18 protein-coding genes, 3 tRNA genes and 1 pseudogene are annotated in these 16,611 nt (G+C 69.6%); 16 read left to right on the top strand and 6 right to left on the bottom strand.

The features are described 5' to 3' along the window. Nucleotides 1-32 precede the first annotated feature (32 nt). Nucleotides 33-2,039 (bottom strand): site-specific recombinase, encoded by a 2,007-nt coding sequence (locus tag ASC76_RS22415; RefSeq protein ID WP_056472242.1) that lies wholly within the window; start codon nt 2,037-2,039, stop codon nt 33-35. Beyond that, a complete protein-coding gene (gene apaG / locus ASC76_RS22410; RefSeq protein WP_056472238.1) occupies nt 2,039-2,425 on the bottom strand; it encodes a Co2+/Mg2+ efflux protein ApaG in 387 nt (128 codons plus the stop codon). Before apaG ends, ASC76_RS22415 begins: the two co-directional genes overlap by 1 nt. 65 nt (nt 2,426-2,490) lie before the next feature. On the opposite strand from apaG, the gene rpe reads away from it, so the two are divergent. After that, complete coding sequence (gene rpe / locus ASC76_RS22405) at nt 2,491-3,177, top strand: ribulose-phosphate 3-epimerase (RefSeq protein ID WP_056472235.1); 687 nt, start codon at nt 2,491-2,493, stop codon at nt 3,175-3,177. A 7-nt stretch (nt 3,178-3,184) separates the two neighbouring features. Here the strand turns inward: rpe and ASC76_RS22400 are convergent, their stop codons facing one another. Genes ASC76_RS22400 through ASC76_RS22390 form a run of 3 tightly spaced genes read right to left on the bottom strand, consistent with a single transcriptional unit; the run spans nt 3,185 to nt 5,708 of the window. Continuing rightward, complete coding sequence (locus ASC76_RS22400; protein ID WP_082549396.1) at nt 3,185-3,673, bottom strand: GDYXXLXY domain-containing protein; 489 nt, start codon at nt 3,671-3,673, stop codon at nt 3,185-3,187. Continuing rightward, nucleotides 3,670-4,665: a DUF4401 domain-containing protein gene (locus ASC76_RS25800; RefSeq protein ID WP_056472231.1), complete on the bottom strand. Its 996-nt coding sequence runs from the start codon at nt 4,663-4,665 to the stop codon at nt 3,670-3,672. Before ASC76_RS25800 ends, ASC76_RS22400 begins: the two co-directional genes overlap by 4 nt. Beyond that, entirely contained in the window at nt 4,662-5,708 is a 1,047-nt protein-coding gene (locus ASC76_RS22390; RefSeq protein WP_056472225.1) for a DUF2157 domain-containing protein, read from the bottom strand. Before ASC76_RS22390 ends, ASC76_RS25800 begins: the two co-directional genes overlap by 4 nt. A gap of 146 nt (nt 5,709-5,854) precedes the next feature. Between ASC76_RS22390 and ASC76_RS22385 the strand changes: the two genes are divergently transcribed. The 4 genes from ASC76_RS22385 to gph are packed head-to-tail and all read left to right on the top strand — an operon-like array spanning nt 5,855 to nt 8,841. Then, nucleotides 5,855-6,853 (top strand): cation diffusion facilitator family transporter, encoded by a 999-nt coding sequence (locus tag ASC76_RS22385; RefSeq protein ID WP_056472223.1) that lies wholly within the window; start codon nt 5,855-5,857, stop codon nt 6,851-6,853. 20 nt (nt 6,854-6,873) lie between these two features. Then, nucleotides 6,874-7,854 carry a DnaJ C-terminal domain-containing protein gene (locus ASC76_RS22380; RefSeq protein WP_056472221.1) on the top strand — a complete coding sequence of 327 codons (981 nt, stop codon included), beginning with the start codon at nt 6,874-6,876 and terminating at the stop codon, nt 7,852-7,854. Nucleotides 7,855-7,873: 19 nt separating this feature from the next. After that, nucleotides 7,874-8,182 carry a chaperone modulator CbpM gene (locus tag ASC76_RS22375; protein WP_056472219.1) on the top strand — a complete coding sequence of 103 codons (309 nt, stop codon included), beginning with the start codon at nt 7,874-7,876 and terminating at the stop codon, nt 8,180-8,182. Further along, nucleotides 8,179-8,841, top strand: coding sequence for a phosphoglycolate phosphatase (gph, locus tag ASC76_RS22370; protein ID WP_056472216.1), 663 nt, complete (start codon nt 8,179-8,181; stop codon nt 8,839-8,841). The genes ASC76_RS22375 and gph overlap by 4 nt, the downstream gene beginning before the upstream one ends. Here the strand turns inward: gph and ASC76_RS22365 are convergent. Continuing rightward, nucleotides 8,832-9,446 (bottom strand): chalcone isomerase family protein, encoded by a 615-nt coding sequence (locus tag ASC76_RS22365; protein ID WP_056472213.1) that lies wholly within the window; start codon nt 9,444-9,446, stop codon nt 8,832-8,834. The two genes, gph and ASC76_RS22365, sit on opposite strands and share 10 nt — an antisense overlap. A 312-nt stretch (nt 9,447-9,758) precedes the next feature. On the opposite strand from ASC76_RS22365, the gene trpE reads away from it, so the two are divergent. The 11 genes and pseudogenes from trpE to tuf form a co-directional block, all read left to right on the top strand. Continuing rightward, on the top strand, nt 9,759-11,243 hold the full coding sequence (trpE, locus tag ASC76_RS22360; RefSeq protein WP_056472209.1) for an anthranilate synthase component I: 1,485 nt from the start codon (nt 9,759-9,761) through the stop codon (nt 11,241-11,243). Between the two features lies 1 nt (nt 11,244). Continuing rightward, the gene (locus ASC76_RS22355; RefSeq protein WP_056472206.1) at nt 11,245-11,745 is read left to right on the top strand and encodes a DinB family protein; all 501 of its coding nucleotides are present in this window, start codon (nt 11,245-11,247) and stop codon (nt 11,743-11,745) included. An 11-nt stretch (nt 11,746-11,756) separates the two neighbouring features. Then, the gene (locus tag ASC76_RS22350) at nt 11,757-12,341 is read left to right on the top strand and encodes an aminodeoxychorismate/anthranilate synthase component II (RefSeq protein ID WP_056472204.1); all 585 of its coding nucleotides are present in this window, start codon (nt 11,757-11,759) and stop codon (nt 12,339-12,341) included. Then, complete coding sequence (gene trpD / locus ASC76_RS22345; protein ID WP_056472201.1) at nt 12,338-13,372, top strand: anthranilate phosphoribosyltransferase; 1,035 nt, start codon at nt 12,338-12,340, stop codon at nt 13,370-13,372. Before ASC76_RS22350 ends, trpD begins: the two co-directional genes overlap by 4 nt. After that, nucleotides 13,369-14,157, top strand: coding sequence for an indole-3-glycerol phosphate synthase TrpC (gene trpC, locus ASC76_RS22340; protein ID WP_056472198.1), 789 nt, complete (start codon nt 13,369-13,371; stop codon nt 14,155-14,157). The genes trpD and trpC overlap by 4 nt, the downstream gene beginning before the upstream one ends. Beyond that, nucleotides 14,154-14,912, top strand: coding sequence for a uracil-DNA glycosylase (locus tag ASC76_RS22335; protein WP_371262167.1), 759 nt, complete (start codon nt 14,154-14,156; stop codon nt 14,910-14,912). Before trpC ends, ASC76_RS22335 begins: the two co-directional genes overlap by 4 nt. A gap of 51 nt (nt 14,913-14,963) precedes the next feature. After that, nucleotides 14,964-15,049: transfer RNA gene (locus ASC76_RS22330), tRNA-Tyr, on the top strand. A gap of 41 nt (nt 15,050-15,090) precedes the next feature. Next, nucleotides 15,091-15,164: transfer RNA gene (locus ASC76_RS22325), tRNA-Gly, on the top strand. Nucleotides 15,165-15,230: 66 nt separating this feature from the next. Then, nucleotides 15,231-15,305, top strand: a tRNA-Thr gene (locus ASC76_RS22320). 16 nt (nt 15,306-15,321) lie between these two features. Beyond that, nucleotides 15,322-15,456, top strand: a pseudogene (locus tag ASC76_RS22315) (GTP-binding protein); the annotation flags it as partial. Between the two features lie 13 nt (nt 15,457-15,469). Continuing rightward, on the top strand, nt 15,470-16,611 hold a 1,142-nt coding region (gene tuf / locus ASC76_RS22310), incomplete at its 3' end, for an elongation factor Tu (RefSeq protein WP_056472193.1).

Here is a 16,611-nt window from a genome sequence, read left to right as displayed (position 1 = left end):
GCAGCAAGGGCGAGCGCGATCGCGACACGTGATCACCGCGTGGGCCAGATGAACGACAGCGGCCGGTGCCAGAGCCGGGCCCGGATCGCGCGGTAGATCCGGCTGCGGTCGACCAGCCGGATGCCGCGCGAGCGCAGCGCGACGCGGAAGGCCATCAGGAAGCTCACCGTCAGGTTCAGCACGCCGGTCACCGCGATGCCGGCGACGCACCACCAGAACGGTGCGGTCGCCATCAGGCCGACCCCTTCGGCGCCGACCGCCGCAGCGACCTGGCCGGTCGACAGCGTGACATGCCGCACTTCGAGCGGCACGCCGAAGAACAGCGCGACGACAGGCAGCACGCCGAGCATCATGCCCAGCGACGTGTTCGACGCGAAGCCCGAGATGTTGGCGCGCCAGTACGCGCCCCAGCGCGCCGCGCGGCGGGCGCCCAGGCGCGCGACGATGCGCGGGTTCCACGCGATCGCGCTGTCGAGCCGGTGCCAGACGAACCAGTTCTCGACCCAGCCGGCGATCAGCGAACTCGCGAACAGCAACACGCCGGTGAACGCGGCGAACAGCGCGGTCGGGCCCAGCAACGTCAGCGACTCCAGCACATGCTGCGCATCCCGGTGCCCGACCAGCGGCGCACCGAACGCGGCCTGCCAGCCGAGCTGCACCGCGAGCACGATCGGCGCCACCAGCGCGAGGTTGCCGAAGATGCCGGCGGCCTGCGAACGGATCAGCTGCGCGACTTCGTCGACGAACCCCTCGACGTTCTCGTCGCTCGACAGGTCGGCGAGCTTCTCGGCCATCGCCGGCGCCGTCATCGCCGGCTGCTTGGTCGCGACCGTGAAGTGCAGCAGCTGGATCAGCACGAAGCTGGCCGCGTAGTTGACGCCGGCCCAGAAACCGCCCCAGAACGGCGACAGCGCGAGCGCGAGCACCGCGAACTTGATGAAGGTGGTGGCCGCCAGCACCGAGCCGCCGCCGGCCGCCGCGCGCAGCATGCGCCGGTACTCGGGCATGTCGCGGGTGATGTAGTGCTGCCCGGTCTCGGCGCTGCGCTCGGCGACCTTGCGCGCCAGCAGCGAGTAGTGGCTGGACATCAGCCCGCGGATGCTGCGCCCGTCGTCGGCCACCTGCACCAGGTTGGCGATCAGCCGCGTGATCTCGCGCGCCGGCTCGGGGCTGATCACGCAGGTGAGCAACGCGTCGATGCGGTGGGTGCGCTCGCGCAGCTGATCGACCTCGAACACGACATCCACCGAGACGCCGTGTGCTTCGAGGTGCTCGTGCACGCTCTCGGCGCAACGCCGGCATTGGTCGAGCAGCGCACGCAGGTACTGCGCCTCCTGCAGCAGCGCGGCCTCGCTGCTGGCATCGGCGGCCTGCGCGTGGTCGCTGAACTGCTCGGCCACGCGCGCGAGCTGCCGGAACGGCTGGTTCACCAGCAGCTCGGCGCTCATGCGTTGGCGCAGCGCCGGCGAGAAGCCCGCGGCCCGCACCGCGCTCGCGAGGAAGACGATGGCGTCGAGGAACGGATGGCGCCACACCAGCGTGCCGCGCACCGGCGCGACGTAGGTGCGCAGGCGTTCGAGCGTGCCGTTGTCGATCGCGAGCAACCAGGCGGCGTCGTTCTTGTCGGGGAACAGCAGCGCGAAGAGTTCGCCGAGGTCGGTGGTCGCGGGCGTCAGCGGCAGCACGCGGGCGCGCAGGCGCCGGCCGAGCTCGCCCCACAGGTCCATCCGCGGGGCGAAACCGAAATCGGCCAGCAGCGCAGCGTTGTCCACCTCGGCCCAGATCCGGCGCAGCAGCCCGGTCACGCGCTCGTGGTGCTCGGGGTGGCGGTCGAGCACGCCCAGCAGGTGCTTCAAACGCAGCACCGGCATCGGCGTGGTGGCCTCGGCGCGAGGCGGCGCATCGACCGGCGCGTGGCGCAGCCACTCCAGCAGGCGGATCAACCACAGGTGGCGTTCAGGGAGCCCGGCCTTCGGGTCGGCCGCGTTGAGCAGCGCCGTGAGGTCCCAGTGGGAGACGCCGCCTTTGCCTTTCGCCATCAGTGGAGTGCCGACGCCAGGGTCAGGCCGAACTCTTCGACCGGCGCGTCGAACGGGTGGGCGTCCTCGGTCATGCAGAAGAAGGTGCCGCGCATCGTGCCCTGCGGCGTCGCGAGCAATGTCCAGCTGGTGTACTCGAAGGTCTCGCCGGGCTTGAGCAGCGGCTGGTGGCCGACGACCGCGAGGCCGCGCACCTCGTCGACCTGGCCGTTCGCATCGGTGACGATCCAGTGCCGTGCGATCAACTGCGCGGTGACCTCGCCCGTGTTACGAATCGTCACGGTGTAGGCGAAGGCGTTTCGGCCGGTCGACGCGTCCGACTGTTCGGGCAGATGGCGCACGCTGACCGTGCTGGTCAGTTCGGCTTTCGAGGGGTCGTTCGACATGCGGGCGATTCTGGCAGCAACGCGATGCGGCCACCTAGAATCCCGCCGAAACCGGACGGACCCTCATGTCGACACGCACCTACCGCATCTCCCCGAGCATCCTTGCCGCCGACTTCGCGAAGCTGGGCGACGAGCTGCGCGAGGTGATCGCGGCCGGCGCCGACTGGATCCACTTCGACGTGATGGACAACCACTACGTGCCGAACCTGAGCTTCGGCCCGATGGTCTGCGAGGCGCTGCGCAAGCACGCGGTGCGCGCCGACGGCGCCAAGGTGCCGATCGACGTGCACCTGATGGTGCAGCCGGTCGATGTGCTCGCGGTCGCGTTCGCGAAGGCCGGTGCCGACCACATCCTGTTCCACCCCGAGGCCAGCCTGCACGTGGACCGCACGCTGCAGCTGATCCGCGCCGAGGGCTGCAGCGCCGGGCTCGTGTTCAACCCGGCCGCGTCGCTCGAGGTGCTGGACTGGACGATCGACCAGCTCGACGTGATCCTGGTGATGAGCGTGAACCCGGGCTTCGGCGGGCAGAGCTTCATCCCGGGCGCGTTGAAGAAGATCGAGAAGATCCGCCGGCTGATCGAGGCCAGCGGCCGCGACATCCGGCTCGAGGTCGACGGCGGCATCAAGGCCGACAACATCCGCGCAGTGGCCGATGCCGGTGCCGATACCTTCGTCGCCGGCAGTGCGATCTTCGGCCAGCCGGACTACAAGGCGGTGATCGACGCGATGCGCGCGCAGCTCGCGCGCTGAGCCGGCGCTACAGCGGCGCGAATGCGGCGTCGCGAAGCCCGACCAGCACCGCCTCGCCGCTGGCGCGATCGACCCGGAACTCGCCGTAGCGCGCCCCTGTGTAGCGCTCGGCCGTGCCCTCCTCGAAGAAGAACGCATTCGTGCCGAGCCACACCTGGCCGCCGCGGATGCGGTAGCGCAGGTTCAGCGCGGCGCCCCCCTCGCCGTTGACGGAATGGGCGACGCGCCGCGCATCCAGCGTCACCGGCGCCAGGCGCGTCTCGCCCTCGCGCGCCGGCGTGGGGCCGGCCAGGCGGTCGAGGTCGCGGGTCAGCGCGAAGCGCAGCGCCATGTAGTCGCCTTGCATCAGCGAGCGCGGGTCGACCGGCGCGAGCTCGAGGTAGACGATCTCGCCGTCGCGCCGGATGCGCTCCTTGCCGATGATCGAGAGATTCACGGCGCCGAGCACCAGCAGCCCGCCGAGGGCAATCGACACCCGCACCAGAGACGTGTTCATGCGGCTTCTCCCGTTGGCGCGAGCGCGCGTGCCGCGAGCAGCATCGCGGCGCCCATCGCCAGCATCAGCAGCGACTTCAGCAGCAGGCCGGTGCCGAGCGCATAGTAGAAGTGCGAGACGTGCAGCAGTGCCGCGAGCGCGCCCGCGCCGAGCAGCGCCCGCTGCCCCAGCGCGAACGCCGCGGCCACGGCCGCAAGCGCCGCGCCGGCCGACAACAGCGGCCACAGCGCCAGCCACCCCTGCGCGACTTCGCCGCCGCCCCACCAGCGGAACGACTCGAACGGTTGCGATGCGAGGGTCGCGAACGCGAGGCCGATGATCAGCCCGGTCAGCACCGGCCGCAGCGCGCCGGCCCGGCCGCGGGCGATCCAGCCCGCCTCGTGGCGGATCAGCAGCGCGATGCCGGCGCCGACGGGCAGCCAAGCCAGCGCCCAGCCGATCAGCGACGACCCGAGCGAGACCGCGCGTTCGCGGTCGCCATGCCAGAACTCCGGTTCGCCGAACAACGCGAACCGCACCGTCAGTGCCCACGCGATCGTCGCGAAGAAGGCCGAGAGCGCGCGGTGCAGCGGGTTCGGCATCAGCAGCGCGAGCACGGCCTGCAGCAGCAAGGCGCTCGCCGCAATGCCGCCGATGCCGCGCGCGCCGTGATTCAACGCGAACAGCAGCAGGCACTGCCCGGCAATCGACAGCGCCAGCGCCAGTTGCGCGACGAACGCGCCTTCACGGTCCGCCATGTAGAGGCCCCAGGCCGATGCAAGCAGCACCGCACCGGCGAGGCCGGCGGCGGCCGGTGTGTCGGGCCGGAACAGCAGGCCGACGAAGCCGAGCAGGAACAGCCCGGCCAGCCAGCCGCTGACGCCGAGCAGCAGGCCGATGTACCAGGGCCGCGCGGTCGCCGGATTGGCGCCCGATTCGGCGACCGGCGCCGTGGTCTCGGTCAACCCGCGCGTGATGAGCGCGTCGTGGAGTTCGGTCGTCGTGGCGATCACGCGGTCACTCCGGTGGGGGAAGTCGTGGACGTCGCACGCCACGTGCGCACCCAATGCATCAGCAGCAGGCCGCTTGCCGTCGAGGTGCCGACCAGCCACGCCGCAATCAGGAAGAACGCGCCGATGTCGTTCAGGCGCAGCGTCGTCGCGAGCCAGGTCGTCGAGATCGCGATCCACGCGGCGGCAATCAGCGCCATCGGGAACACGTCCCGTCGGCGGCGCCAGGTGGCGAACGCCAGGCCGGCGGAGATCGCCGCGAACAGCAGCACGACGGCGGCATCGGCGCCACCGACCGCGTCGTCGGGGCTGCCATGGCGGTGGTGCCGGCTCACGACCGCGATCACCGCCGCGGTGCCGTAGGCGAACGCTGCGCTCGCCAGACCGCGCAACAACCACAGCGGCGCGGCCGGCGACGCGCCGGTGCCGCGCAGCGCAAGAAACACCGCCGCGCCGAGCAGGTTCACCACGCTCGGCAGCATCAGCAGCACGGCCTGATCGAGGTGGCGGCCGTCGACGAAGCGCCAGAAGAAGTGGTCCGGCCCGAGCCAGCCGCACAGCAGCGCCAGCGCGATGTTCAGCACCGCCCACCACACCGCCCAGAGCGCGCCGGAGCGCCCCGCCAGTGCGAACGGCAGCGCCAGCAGCGCCCAGGCGAAGAACAGCTCGTGCACGTCGGCGCCGCTCTGGTAGGACTGGCCGAACAGCGCGAGCAGCCCGCCGGTCAGCAGCGTCGCGAGGATCAGCGCGGCCTGACCGACCGGGGCCGGCGGCACCCGCCACAGCGCGACGGCGATGCTCGCGAGCAGCGCCCCCTGCAGCAGCGCGAAGCGGCCGAACACGCCGTAGTCCTGCCAGTTGGCGGCCACGAAGAACAGCACGCCGGCACCGAGCGCGCCCAGGCCGGCCGCATGCAGCAGCGCGGCGGCGAAGGCGCGCCACGCGGTCGCATCCGGGCGGGCGCCGGTGAGCGCCAGCGCCGCGTCGACCGCGGCGGATGTCAGGCTGTGCTGGCGGGCGAAGGCGTCGAGTGCGGGTCGGTCCATGGCGCGAGATTACCCGCCGCCATCGCGCGCTTCGAGTGCCGGCTGCGGCGGCATCGGGCGTTGCGCCCGGCGGTACCGCGGGGCGATGCCGGCCGGCGACGTCCATCGTCGCGCCGGGGCGGCCGCGGCTGAGTCACACTGTCGACATGGCAGACACGCACGCGCATTCAGGCCATGGCCACCACGATCACGACCAACCGGGCCATGCACACGGGCACGACCACGCGCACGGCCACCACCACGCGCCGGCCGACTTCGATCGCGCGTTCGCGATCGGCATCACCGTCAACGTGCTGTTCGTGGCGATCGAGGCGTTCTACGGCTGGAAGGTCGACTCGCTGGCGCTGCTGGCCGACGCCGGCCACAACCTGAGCGACGTGGCCGGCCTCGTGATGGCCTGGGGCGGCGCGCTCGCCGGCAAGCTGCGGCCCGACGCGCGCTACACCTACGGCTGGAAGCGCGCATCGATCCTCGCGGCGTTCTTCAACGCGCTGCTGCTGCTGGTCGCGATGGGCTCGCTGGCGTGGGAGGCGGTCGGCAGGCTGCACACGCCCGAGGCACTGCAGGGCGGCACGGTGATGGTCGTCGCGGCCATCGGCATCGTCGTGAACCTGGGCACCGCGCTGCTGTTCATGCGCGGCCGCCACGACGACATGAACATCCGCGGTGCCTACCTGCACATGGCGAGCGACGCGCTGGTCTCGGCCGGTGTCGTCGTGGTCGGCGCGCTGGCGCTGTGGACCGGCTGGACCTGGCTCGACCCGGCCGCGAGCCTGGTGATCGCGCTGGTGATCGTGGTCGGCACCTGGGGGTTGTTCCGCCAGTCGCTGCGGCTGATGTTCGACGGCGTGCCGCACCACATCGACCTGGCCGCGGTGCGCGCCGCACTGCAGGCGCTGCCCGGCGTCGCGCGGGTGCACGACCTGCATGTCTGGGCCACCGGCACGACCGATGTGGCGCTGACGGCGCACCTGGTGATGCCGGACGGCCATCCTGACGACCCCTTCTTCGAGCACGCGACCACCCAGTTGCGCGAGCGCTTCAAGATTGGCCACGTCACGCTGCAGGTCGTGCGCGAGCCCTTCATGACCTTGTGCGAGACGCCGCCGACCGCACATGCAGTGGCACCCGCGCACCACCACTGATCGATCAGCGAGACCCTGCCATGGAGTTCAAGGACTACTACAAGACCCTCGGCGTCGCCCGCGATGCGTCGGTCGACGACATCAAGAGCGCCTACCGCAAGCTGGCCCGCAAGTACCACCCGGACGTGAGCAAGGAGCCCGATGCGGAGGCCCGCTTCAAGGAGCTCGGCGAGGCCAGCGAGGTGCTGCGCGACCCCGAGAAGCGTGCCGCCTACGACGCCGCCGGCAGCCAGTGGGAGCGCCAGCGTGCCGCCGGGGGTGCCGGGGCGCAAGGCTTCCATCCGCCGCCGGGCTGGGACACCGGCTTCGAATTCAGCGGTCGCGGCGATGGCGCTGACGACCCGTTCGCCGGGGCCGACCACAGCGACTTCTTCGAGGCCCTGTTCGGCCGCGCCGCCCGCGGCGCCCGCGGCGGGCCGCGTCGCGACGCCTCGATGCCTGGGCAGGACCACCACGCCAAGGTCATGATCGACCTGGAAGACGCGTTCCGGGGCGCCCAGCGCAGCATCTCGCTGCGCATGCCGGCGTTCGACGACGAGGGCCACGGCGTGATGCGCGAACGCACGCTCGACGTCAACATCCCGAAGGGCATCCGCGAGGGCCAGCACCTGCGCCTGGCCGGGCAGGGCGGCCCGGGCCTGGGAAGCGGGCCGGCCGGCGACCTGTTCCTGGAGATCATGTTCCGCTCGCATCCGCGCTTCCGCGTCGACGGCCGTGATCTGTACGTCGACCTGCCGCTCGCGCCGTGGGAGGCCGCGCTCGGCGCCAGTGTGCCGGTGGTCACCCCCGACGGCGAGCTCACGCTGACGATCCCGCCGGGCTCCGCCGCCGGGCGCAAGCTGCGCCTGAAGGGCCGCGGCATTCCCGGCAACCCCGCGGGCGACCTGTACGCGGTGCTGTCGATCGCGCTGCCCCCGGCGCAAGGCCCGGCCGCCCAGGCGGCCTACACCGCATTCGGCGCGGCGTTCGGCGGGTTCGACCCGCGCGCCGCCACGCCATGACGATCGAAAGGATGGACGCATGAGCCGCTCATTGGCCGCCACGTTGATCGACGACGCCCCGTCGATGACGCTCGCGGAACTCGCCCGCGCTTGCCGCGCACGGGAAGAACAGGTCCAGGTCTGGGTCGTCGAGGGCGTGCTTCAGCCGACCGGCGGGGCGCCGCAGGACTGGCGCTTCTCCGGCGCCGCGCTGCGCCGGGCCCGGCTGGCGATCTCGCTGTCGCGCGACCTGGAGGTCAACACCCCCGGCATCGCGCTCGCGCTCGACCTGATGGAGCAGATCGACGCGCTCAACGCGCAGCTGCGCCGCGCGACGGTGCGTGGATGAGGGTCGCGATCCCGAACCAGGCCGGTCTCGGCGCGGCGATCGTCGACCTCGACGGCACGATGGTGGACACGCTCGGCGACTTCGTCGTCGTGCTCGGCACCGTGCTCGACGACCTGGGCCTGAGCCGGGTCACGCGTGAATTCGTCGGCCGCACGGTCGGCAAGGGCTCGGAGCACCTGATCCGCAGCACGCTGGCCGAAGTGGATGCGGAGCCCGCGCTCTATGACCGGGCCTGGGCGCTGTACCAGCACCACTACCTCGCGGTCAACGGCGACCACTCGGCCGTCTACCCGGGCGTGGTCGACGGGCTGGAGCGCCTGCGCGCGCGCGGCTGGAAGCTTGCCTGCCTGACCAACAAGCCGACCGCGTTCGCGCGGCCTCTGCTGCGCAAGAAGGGACTCGACGGTTTCTTCGACGTGGTCTTCGGCGGTGATGCGTTCGAGCGCAAGAAGCCCGATCCGCTGCCGCTGCGCAAGACCTGCGAGGCGCTCGGCCTGCCGCCGTCACGCACGCTGATGGTCGGCGACTCGAGCAACGATGCGCGCGCCGCGCGCGCGGCGGGCTGTCCGGTGGTGCTGGTCAGCTACGGCTACAACCACGGCGAACCGGTCGCCGCGGTCGATGCCGACGGCGTCGTCGACCGCCTCGATCAGTTGTAGCTGGTGCCTGCGCTGGCGGTCGGCGCGCGGCCGAGCAGCGCTTCCTTCAGCTGCGGATCGGCTGGCGCCTTGCCGAGCCAGATCTTCATGAGCGCGGCGTGGAACTCGGGCTCCTTGATCGGCGCCCCTTCCGGCTTGCCGTTGACCGAGATCACCGTGCCGGTGCCGGGCACCCACTCGACCGCGAACGATTCGCCGGCCAGCAGCTTCTTGTGGCTCGAGAAGATGTCGCTCATGCGCAGGATGCCGGCGATCGATTTCGAGAACTCGTCGCGCGCCGCGTTCTGCTCCATGCCCTTGGTGAAGAGCTTGCCGAGTTCGTTGGCATCGATGTCACGCAGCATCACGATCTGCAGCCGCTGGGGGCCCGGCGCGGCGAGCACCGCCTCGGGCGTGGCCGCCTTCTCGGCGAGATACAGGCCGGCGGCGTAGACCTTGAACACGACCTTGAAGCGCACGCCGGCGCCGTTCAGCGTCAGCCTGGTGCCGGCCACCTGGGCGGTGTTCGCGAACTTGACCCCGGCGACGTCGGTGGTCTGGGCCTGGCCGGCCTGCGGCAGGGCGAGGGCGCCGGCAACGGCGAGCAGCGAAAGGAATCGGCGCATGGTCGGTGGGTCCGCGGACGGCAGCGCCTGCGGACAACGGAGGTGATGGAGAGCGTATCGGTCGGCCCGGCATGCGACTTTAGCCCTGCTACACTTTTGGCGATGTTCACTCCACGCATGCTTGCTGCAGGGTCGATCGACCGGGGAGCCTGGCCCTGGCGGGGCTGAGCCGTTTGCGCTGACGCGCTGCGCGTCGCGCCTGTCACTCGCTGCGGTCGGCAGCCTGCGTCGCGACGCAGGCGGGCGCCGACTCCACCCCGGGCCGCCGAGCCGGCCCCGACCTCTCCGGCCCGTGGAAGGCCCCTGAACATCATGATCACCGAACTCGAATTCAAGAGCCTGGCCAGCCAGGGCTACAACCGCATCCCGCTGATCGCCGAGGCCTTCGCCGACCTCGAGACGCCCCTCTCGCTCTACCTCAAGCTCGCCTACGGCTCGGGCGGCGGCAAACACAGCTTCCTGCTCGAATCGGTCGTTGGCGGCGAGCGCTTCGGGCGTTACTCGTTCATCGGCCTGCCGGCGAAGACGCTGCTGCGCGCGACCGGTTTCAATACGGAGGTCGTGACGAACGGCGTGGTCGTCGAGACGCATGCGGGCAATCCGCTCGACTTCATCGCCGCGTACCAGCAGCGCTTCAAGGTCGCGCTGCGCCCGGGCATGCCGCGCTTCTGCGGCGGGCTGGCCGGCTACTTCGGCTACGACGCGGTCCGCTTCATCGAGCCCAAGCTGGCGAAGATCGAGAAGACCGGCGGCATCGACACGCCCGACATCCTGCTGCTGCAAAGCGAAGAGCTCGCGGTGATCGACAACCTGTCCGGCCGCCTGTACCTGATCGTCTACGCCGACCCGGCCGAGCCCGAAGCCTTCCACCACGCCAAGCGGCGCCTGGCCGACCTCGGCGACAAGCTGAGGTACAGCGTCACCGCCCCGGCAGTAAAGCGCGGCGCAGCGCACGGCGTGGAGCGCGAGTTCGGCAAGGAGGCCTACATCGCCGCGGTGTTGCGCGCCAAGGAGTACATCGCGGCCGGCGACATGATGCAGGTGCAGGTGGGCCAGCGGCTGCGCAAGCGCTACACCGAGTCGCCGCTGAGCCTGTACCGGGCGCTGCGATCGCTGAACCCGTCGCCGTACATGTACTTCTACGACATGGGCGACTTCCAGATCGTCGGCGCATCGCCAGAGATCCTGGTGCGCCACGAGCGCGTGCCCGAGGGCGACAAGGTCACCATCAGACCGCTCGCCGGCACCCGCCCGCGCGGCGCGACGCCGGAGCTCGACAAGGCGCTCGAGGTCGAGCTGAAGGACGACCCGAAGGAGCGCGCCGAGCACGTGATGCTGATCGACCTGGCGCGCAACGACATCGGCCGCATCGCGAAGACCGGCACCGTCAAGGTGACCGAGGCATTCACGGTCGAGCGCTACTCGCACGTGATGCATATCGTCAGCAACGTCGAAGGCCTGCTGAAGGACGGCATGACCAACCTCGACGTGCTGCGCGCGACCTTCCCGGCCGGCACGCTGACCGGCGCGCCGAAGATCCGTGCGATGGAGATCATCGACGAGCTCGAGCCGGTCAAGCGCGGCATCTACGGCGGCGCCTGCGGCTACCTGAGCTTCGCCGGCGACATGGACGTGGCGATCGCGATCCGCACCGGTATCGTCAAGGACCAGGTGCTGTACGTGCAGGCGGCCGCCGGGGTCGTCGCCGATTCGGTCCCGGAGATGGAATGGCGCGAGACCGAAGCCAAGGCGCGCGCGCTGATCCGTGCCGCCGAGCTGGTCGAGGAGGGCTTCTGACATGAGCTTGCTGCAATCGTTGTTCCGCCAGAAGGCGACGATCAGCCAGGCGTTCTTCGACGTGGTCGGCCAGCTCGACGCCGAGGCGCACGCCACCGAACGCCACGCGATCGTCCGGCTGCTGAACCACATCCACGTCGTCGACCGGATCTTCGCCGCCCACCTGCGCGGCGAGGCCCACGGGTACGCCGCGACCAACACGCCGGAGACGCCGGAACTCGACGCCTTGCGCGAGGCCGTGCGCGCGTCCGACCAGGGCTACCTCGAACTCGTCGATGCGCTGACGCCGCCGCAGCTCGCGCAGGCGGTCGATTTCGCGTTCACCGACGGCCAGCATGGCCGCATGACGCGCGAGGAGATGCTCGGCCACGTGCTCACGCATGGCAGCTATCACCGCGGCGAAGTCGGCCAGATGCTGAAACGCATCGCCGCCGCGCCGCCGCGGGAGCTATTCACCGCCTACCTGCACCGCGCCGAGCCGCAGCGGCGCTTGCCTGTCTGACGGAGTCGACCATGCTGCTGATGATCGACAACTATGACTCCTTCACCTTCAACCTGGTGCAGTATTTCGCCGAGCTCGGCGAGGACGTGAAGGTGCTGCGCAACGACGAGATCGACGTGGCCGGCATCGGCGCGTTGATGCCCGACAGGCTGGTGCTCTCGCCGGGCCCGTGCTCGCCGGCCGAGGCAGGCGTGTGCGTCGCCGCGATCGAGGCGTTCACCGGCCGACTGCCGATCCTCGGCGTGTGTCTGGGCCACCAGGCGATCGGCGCGGCGCTGGGCGGCAAGGTGATCCGCGCGCAGACCCAAATGCACGGCAAGACCGACGTGATCACGACCGACGAGCGCGGCGTCTACACCGCGCTGCCGCGCGAGTTCACGGTGATCCGCTACCACTCGCTGGTGATCGAGCGCGCCACGTTGCCGGCCGTGCTCGACGTGACCGCCACCTCGCAGGACGGCGAGATCATGGGCGTGCGCCACCGCGAACTGGCCGGCACGGCCACGCCGCTCGAAGGCGTGCAGTTCCACCCCGAATCGATCCTGACCGAGCACGGTCATGCGATGCTGAAGAACTTCCTGGAGTTGCGGCCATGACGATCAACAACCTCGACGCGCTGACACGCACCATCGACCACCGCGAGATCTTCCACGACGAGATGCTGTCGCTGGTGCGGCGCATCATGAGCGGCGAGATGTCGCCGGTGATGATGGCGGCGCTGCTGGTCGGCCTGCGGGTCAAGAAGGAGACGATCGGCGAGATCACCGCCGCGGCGCAGGTGATGCGAGAGTTCTCGACCAAGGTCGAGGTCGCCGACCGCACGCACCTGGTCGACATCGTCGGCACCGGCGGCGACGGCTCGCACACCTTCAACATCTCGACCTGCAGCATGTTCGTCGCCGCGGCCGCGGGCGCCCGGGTCAGCAAGCATGGCAACCGCAGCGTCAGCAGCAAGTCGGGCAGCGCCGACGTGCTGGAGTCGTTGGGCGTGCCGCTCACGCTGACGCCGGCGGCGATCTCGCAGTGCATCGCCGAGACCGGCATCGGCTTCATGTTCGCGCCGAATCACCACCCGGCGATGAAGAACGTCGCGCCGGTGCGCAAGGAGCTCGGCATCCGCACGATCTTCAACATCCTCGGGCCGCTGACCAACCCGGCCGACGCACCGAACATCCTGATGGGCGTGTTCCACCCCGACCTGGTCGGCATCCAGGTCCGCGCGCTCCAGCGGCTGGGCGCCGAGCACGCCGTGGTCGTCTACGGGCGCGATGGCATGGACGAGGTGTCGCTTGGCGCCGCCACGATGGTCGGCGAGTACAAGGACGGCGGCATCCACGAGTACGAGATCCACCCGGAGGATTTCGGCCTGACGATGGCGAGCAACCGGGCGCTGAAGGTCGAGACGCCGGCGCAATCGATGGCGCTGCTTCAGTCGGTGCTCGACAACGAGCCCGGTCCGGCGCGCGACATCGTGATCCTCAACGCCGGCGTCGCGCTGTACGCCGCGAATGTCGCTCCGTCGATGCTCGCCGGGGTGTCGATGGCGCGCGATGCGCTGGCCACGGGCAAGGCGCTGGCCAAGATGCACCAGTTCGTCGCGCGGACGAAGGAACTGGCGGCGGCATGAGCGACATCCTGGACAAGATCGTCGCGGTCAAGCGCGACGAGATCTCGCTGGCGCGGCGCAAGCGCGATCTGCCCTCGCTGCGGCGCGATGCCGAGCAACTCGGCGGGCAGCGCGACTTCGTCGGCGCGGTCCGCGGCAAGATCGCCGCCGGGCGGGCCGGCGTGATCGCCGAGGTCAAGAAGGCCAGCCCGAGCAAGGGCGTGCTGCGCGCCAACTTCGTGCCGGCCGCGATCGCCGAGAGCTACGAGACGCACGGCGCCGCGACGCTGAGCGTGCTGACCGATTTCAACTTCTTCCAGGGCAGCGCGGCCTACCTGCGAGAGGCGCGCGCGAATTGCAGCCTGCCGGTCCTGCGCAAGGATTTCATGGTCGACGCCTACCAGGTCTTCGAGGCCCGCGAGATGGGCGCCGACTGCATCCTGCTGATCGCCTCCTGCCTCGACGACGCACTGATGGCCGATCTGGAAGCCCAGGCCCACGAACTCGGCATGACGGTGCTGGTCGAGGTGCACGACGGCGCCGAACTCGACCGCGCACTGCGCCTGAAGACGCCGTTGTTGGGGATCAACAACCGCAACCTTCGCACTTTCGAGGTGACGTTGCAGACCACGCTGGACCTGCTGCCTCGCGTGCCGGCCGAACGCCTGTTGGTAACCGAGAGCGGCATCCTGGCGCAGGAAGATGTGCAGCGCATGCGCGATGCCGGCGTCCACGCGTTCCTCGTCGGCGAGGCGTTCATGCGCGCGCCCGATCCGGGCCGAGCGCTGGCGGGGCTGTTCGGTTGAGCGTGTCGCAGACCGGCCTGTTCGACACGCAGGCCGCGCCCGACAACCGTCTGCGCGAGCCGCTCGAGGCGGTGTTCGACCGCGTGCCGGCCGCCTGGCGCGGTGTCACCGACCCGTTCATCCAGAGCCATGCCGGCCGCGCCCTCGCTGCGTTCGTCGACCAGCGCCTGCACGAGGGAGCCGTCATCTACCCGCAGCATGTGTTGCGTGCGCTCGAGTACGGCCCCCCCGAGGCGATGCGCGTCGTGATCGTCGGGCAGGATCCGTACCACGGTGCCGGGCAGGCGCAGGGTCTGGCGTTTTCGGTGGAGCCCGGGCAGCGCAAATTGCCGCCCAGTCTGCGCAACATCCTGAAGGAAGTGAGTGCGGACACTGGTGCCGCGTCAAGATGTGTCGATGATCTGAGCCCGTGGGCGGGTCAGGGCGTGCTGCTGCTCAACAGCGCCTTGACGGTTGAAGACGGGGCGCCGGCCAGTCACGCGGGTCGGGGTTGGGAGGTGCTGACCGATGCGTTGCTCGCCCGCGTCGCCGCGCAGCCCGAGCCGACAGTGTTCATGCTCTGGGGTGCCTCGGCGCAGCGCAAGCGCGCGCTGGTGGAACGGCCGGGGCCGGCGGCCCACCTGGTGCTGGAGGCCAATCACCCCTCGCCGCTATCGGCCAATCGACCGCCCGTTCCGTTCATCGGCTGTCGGCACTTCAGCCGGGCGAACGCTTTTCTGGCTTCCAATCGTCGCGGATCAGCGATCCGCTGGTGAGGGGGCGCCCAGTGACGCCATTTTTCCCTGCTATACTCCGCGGTTCGTCTTGGAGGGGTGGCCGAGTGGTTAATGGCAGCAGACTGTAAATCTGCCCTCTTACGAGTACGCTGGTTCGAATCCAGCCCCCTCCACCAGGATGCGCGTGTATTGAAGAGGTGAAGCGAGTGGCTCCCGGGCGGGAGTAGTTCAATGGTAGAACCCCAGCCTTCCAAGCTGATGACGCGGGTTCGATTCCCGTCTCCCGCTCCAAGGTCTCGTCAGCACAGGTTTGGTCGCCGCGGCCGCCAAACCTGTACTGATTTGATTGTGATCAGTGCCCATGTGGCTCAGTGGTAGAGCACTCCCTTGGTAAGGGAGAGGTCGCGCGTTCGATCCGCGCCATGGGCACCAAACAGGAGATATTGAAATGGCAAAAGGCAAATTCGAGCGGACCAAGCCGCACGTCAACGTGGGCACGATCGGTCACGTGGACCACGGCAAGACCACGCTGACGGCAGCGATCACGACGGTGCTGGAGCGAATCGAATAGGGCTCGAACACCNGGAGATATTGAAATGGCAAAAGGCAAATTCGAGCGGACCAAGCCGCACGTCAACGTGGGCACGATCGGTCACGTGGACCACGGCAAGACCACGCTGACGGCAGCGATCACGACGGTGCTGAGCAAGCTGTTCGGCGGCGAGGCCAAGGCGTACGACCAGATCGACGCGGCCCCCGAAGAGAAGGCGCGCGGCATCACGATCAACACCGCCCACGTCGAATACGAGACCAAGAACCGGCACTACGCCCACGTCGACTGCCCCGGGCACGCCGACTACGTCAAGAACATGATCACCGGCGCTGCCCAGATGGACGGCGCGATCCTGGTGTGCTCGGCCGCCGACGGCCCGATGCCGCAAACGCGTGAGCACATCCTGCTGGCCCGCCAGGTCGGCGTGCCGTACATCATCGTGTTCCTGAACAAGTGCGACATGGTCGACGACGCCGAACTGCTCGAGCTGGTCGAGATGGAAGTGCGCGAGCTGCTCGACAAGTACGAGTTCCCCGGCGACACCACCCCGATCATCCACGGCAGCGCCAAGCTTGCCATGGAAGGCGACAAGGGCGAGCTCGGCGAAGGCGCGATCCTGAAGCTGGCCGAAGCCCTCGACACCTACATCCCGACGCCCGAGCGTGCCGTTGACGGCGCGTTCCTGATGCCGGTCGAAGACGTGTTCTCGATCTCCGGCCGCGGCACCGTGGTGACCGGTCGCGTCGAGCGCGGCATCGTCAAGGTCGGCGAGGAAATCGAGATCGTGGGCATCACCCCGACCCAGAAGACCACCTGCACCGGTGTCGAGATGTTCCGCAAGCTGCTCGACCAAGGTCAAGCGGGCGACAACGTCGGCATCCTGCTGCGCGGCACCAAGCGCGAAGACGTGCAGCGCGGCCAAGTGCTGTGCAAGCCGGGCAGCGTCAAGCCGCACACCCACTTCACGGCCGAGATCTACGTCCTGAGCAAGGAAGAGGGCGGTCGCCACACGCCGTTCTTCAACAACTACCGCCCGCAGTTCTACTTCCGCACGACGGACGTGACCGGCGCGGTGGAGYTGCCGAAGGACAAGGAAATGGTCATGCCGGGCGACAACGTCAGCATCACCGTGAAGCTGATCAACCCGATCGCGATGGAAGAAGGCCTGCGCTTCGCCATCCGTGA

The organism is Rhizobacter sp. Root404 (assembly GCF_001425865.1).
Lineage (GTDB): Bacteria > Pseudomonadota > Gammaproteobacteria > Burkholderiales > Burkholderiaceae_C > LMDS01.
The sequence above is the reverse complement of the archived record's forward strand: the minus strand, read 5'-3'. Positions and strand labels throughout refer to the sequence as shown.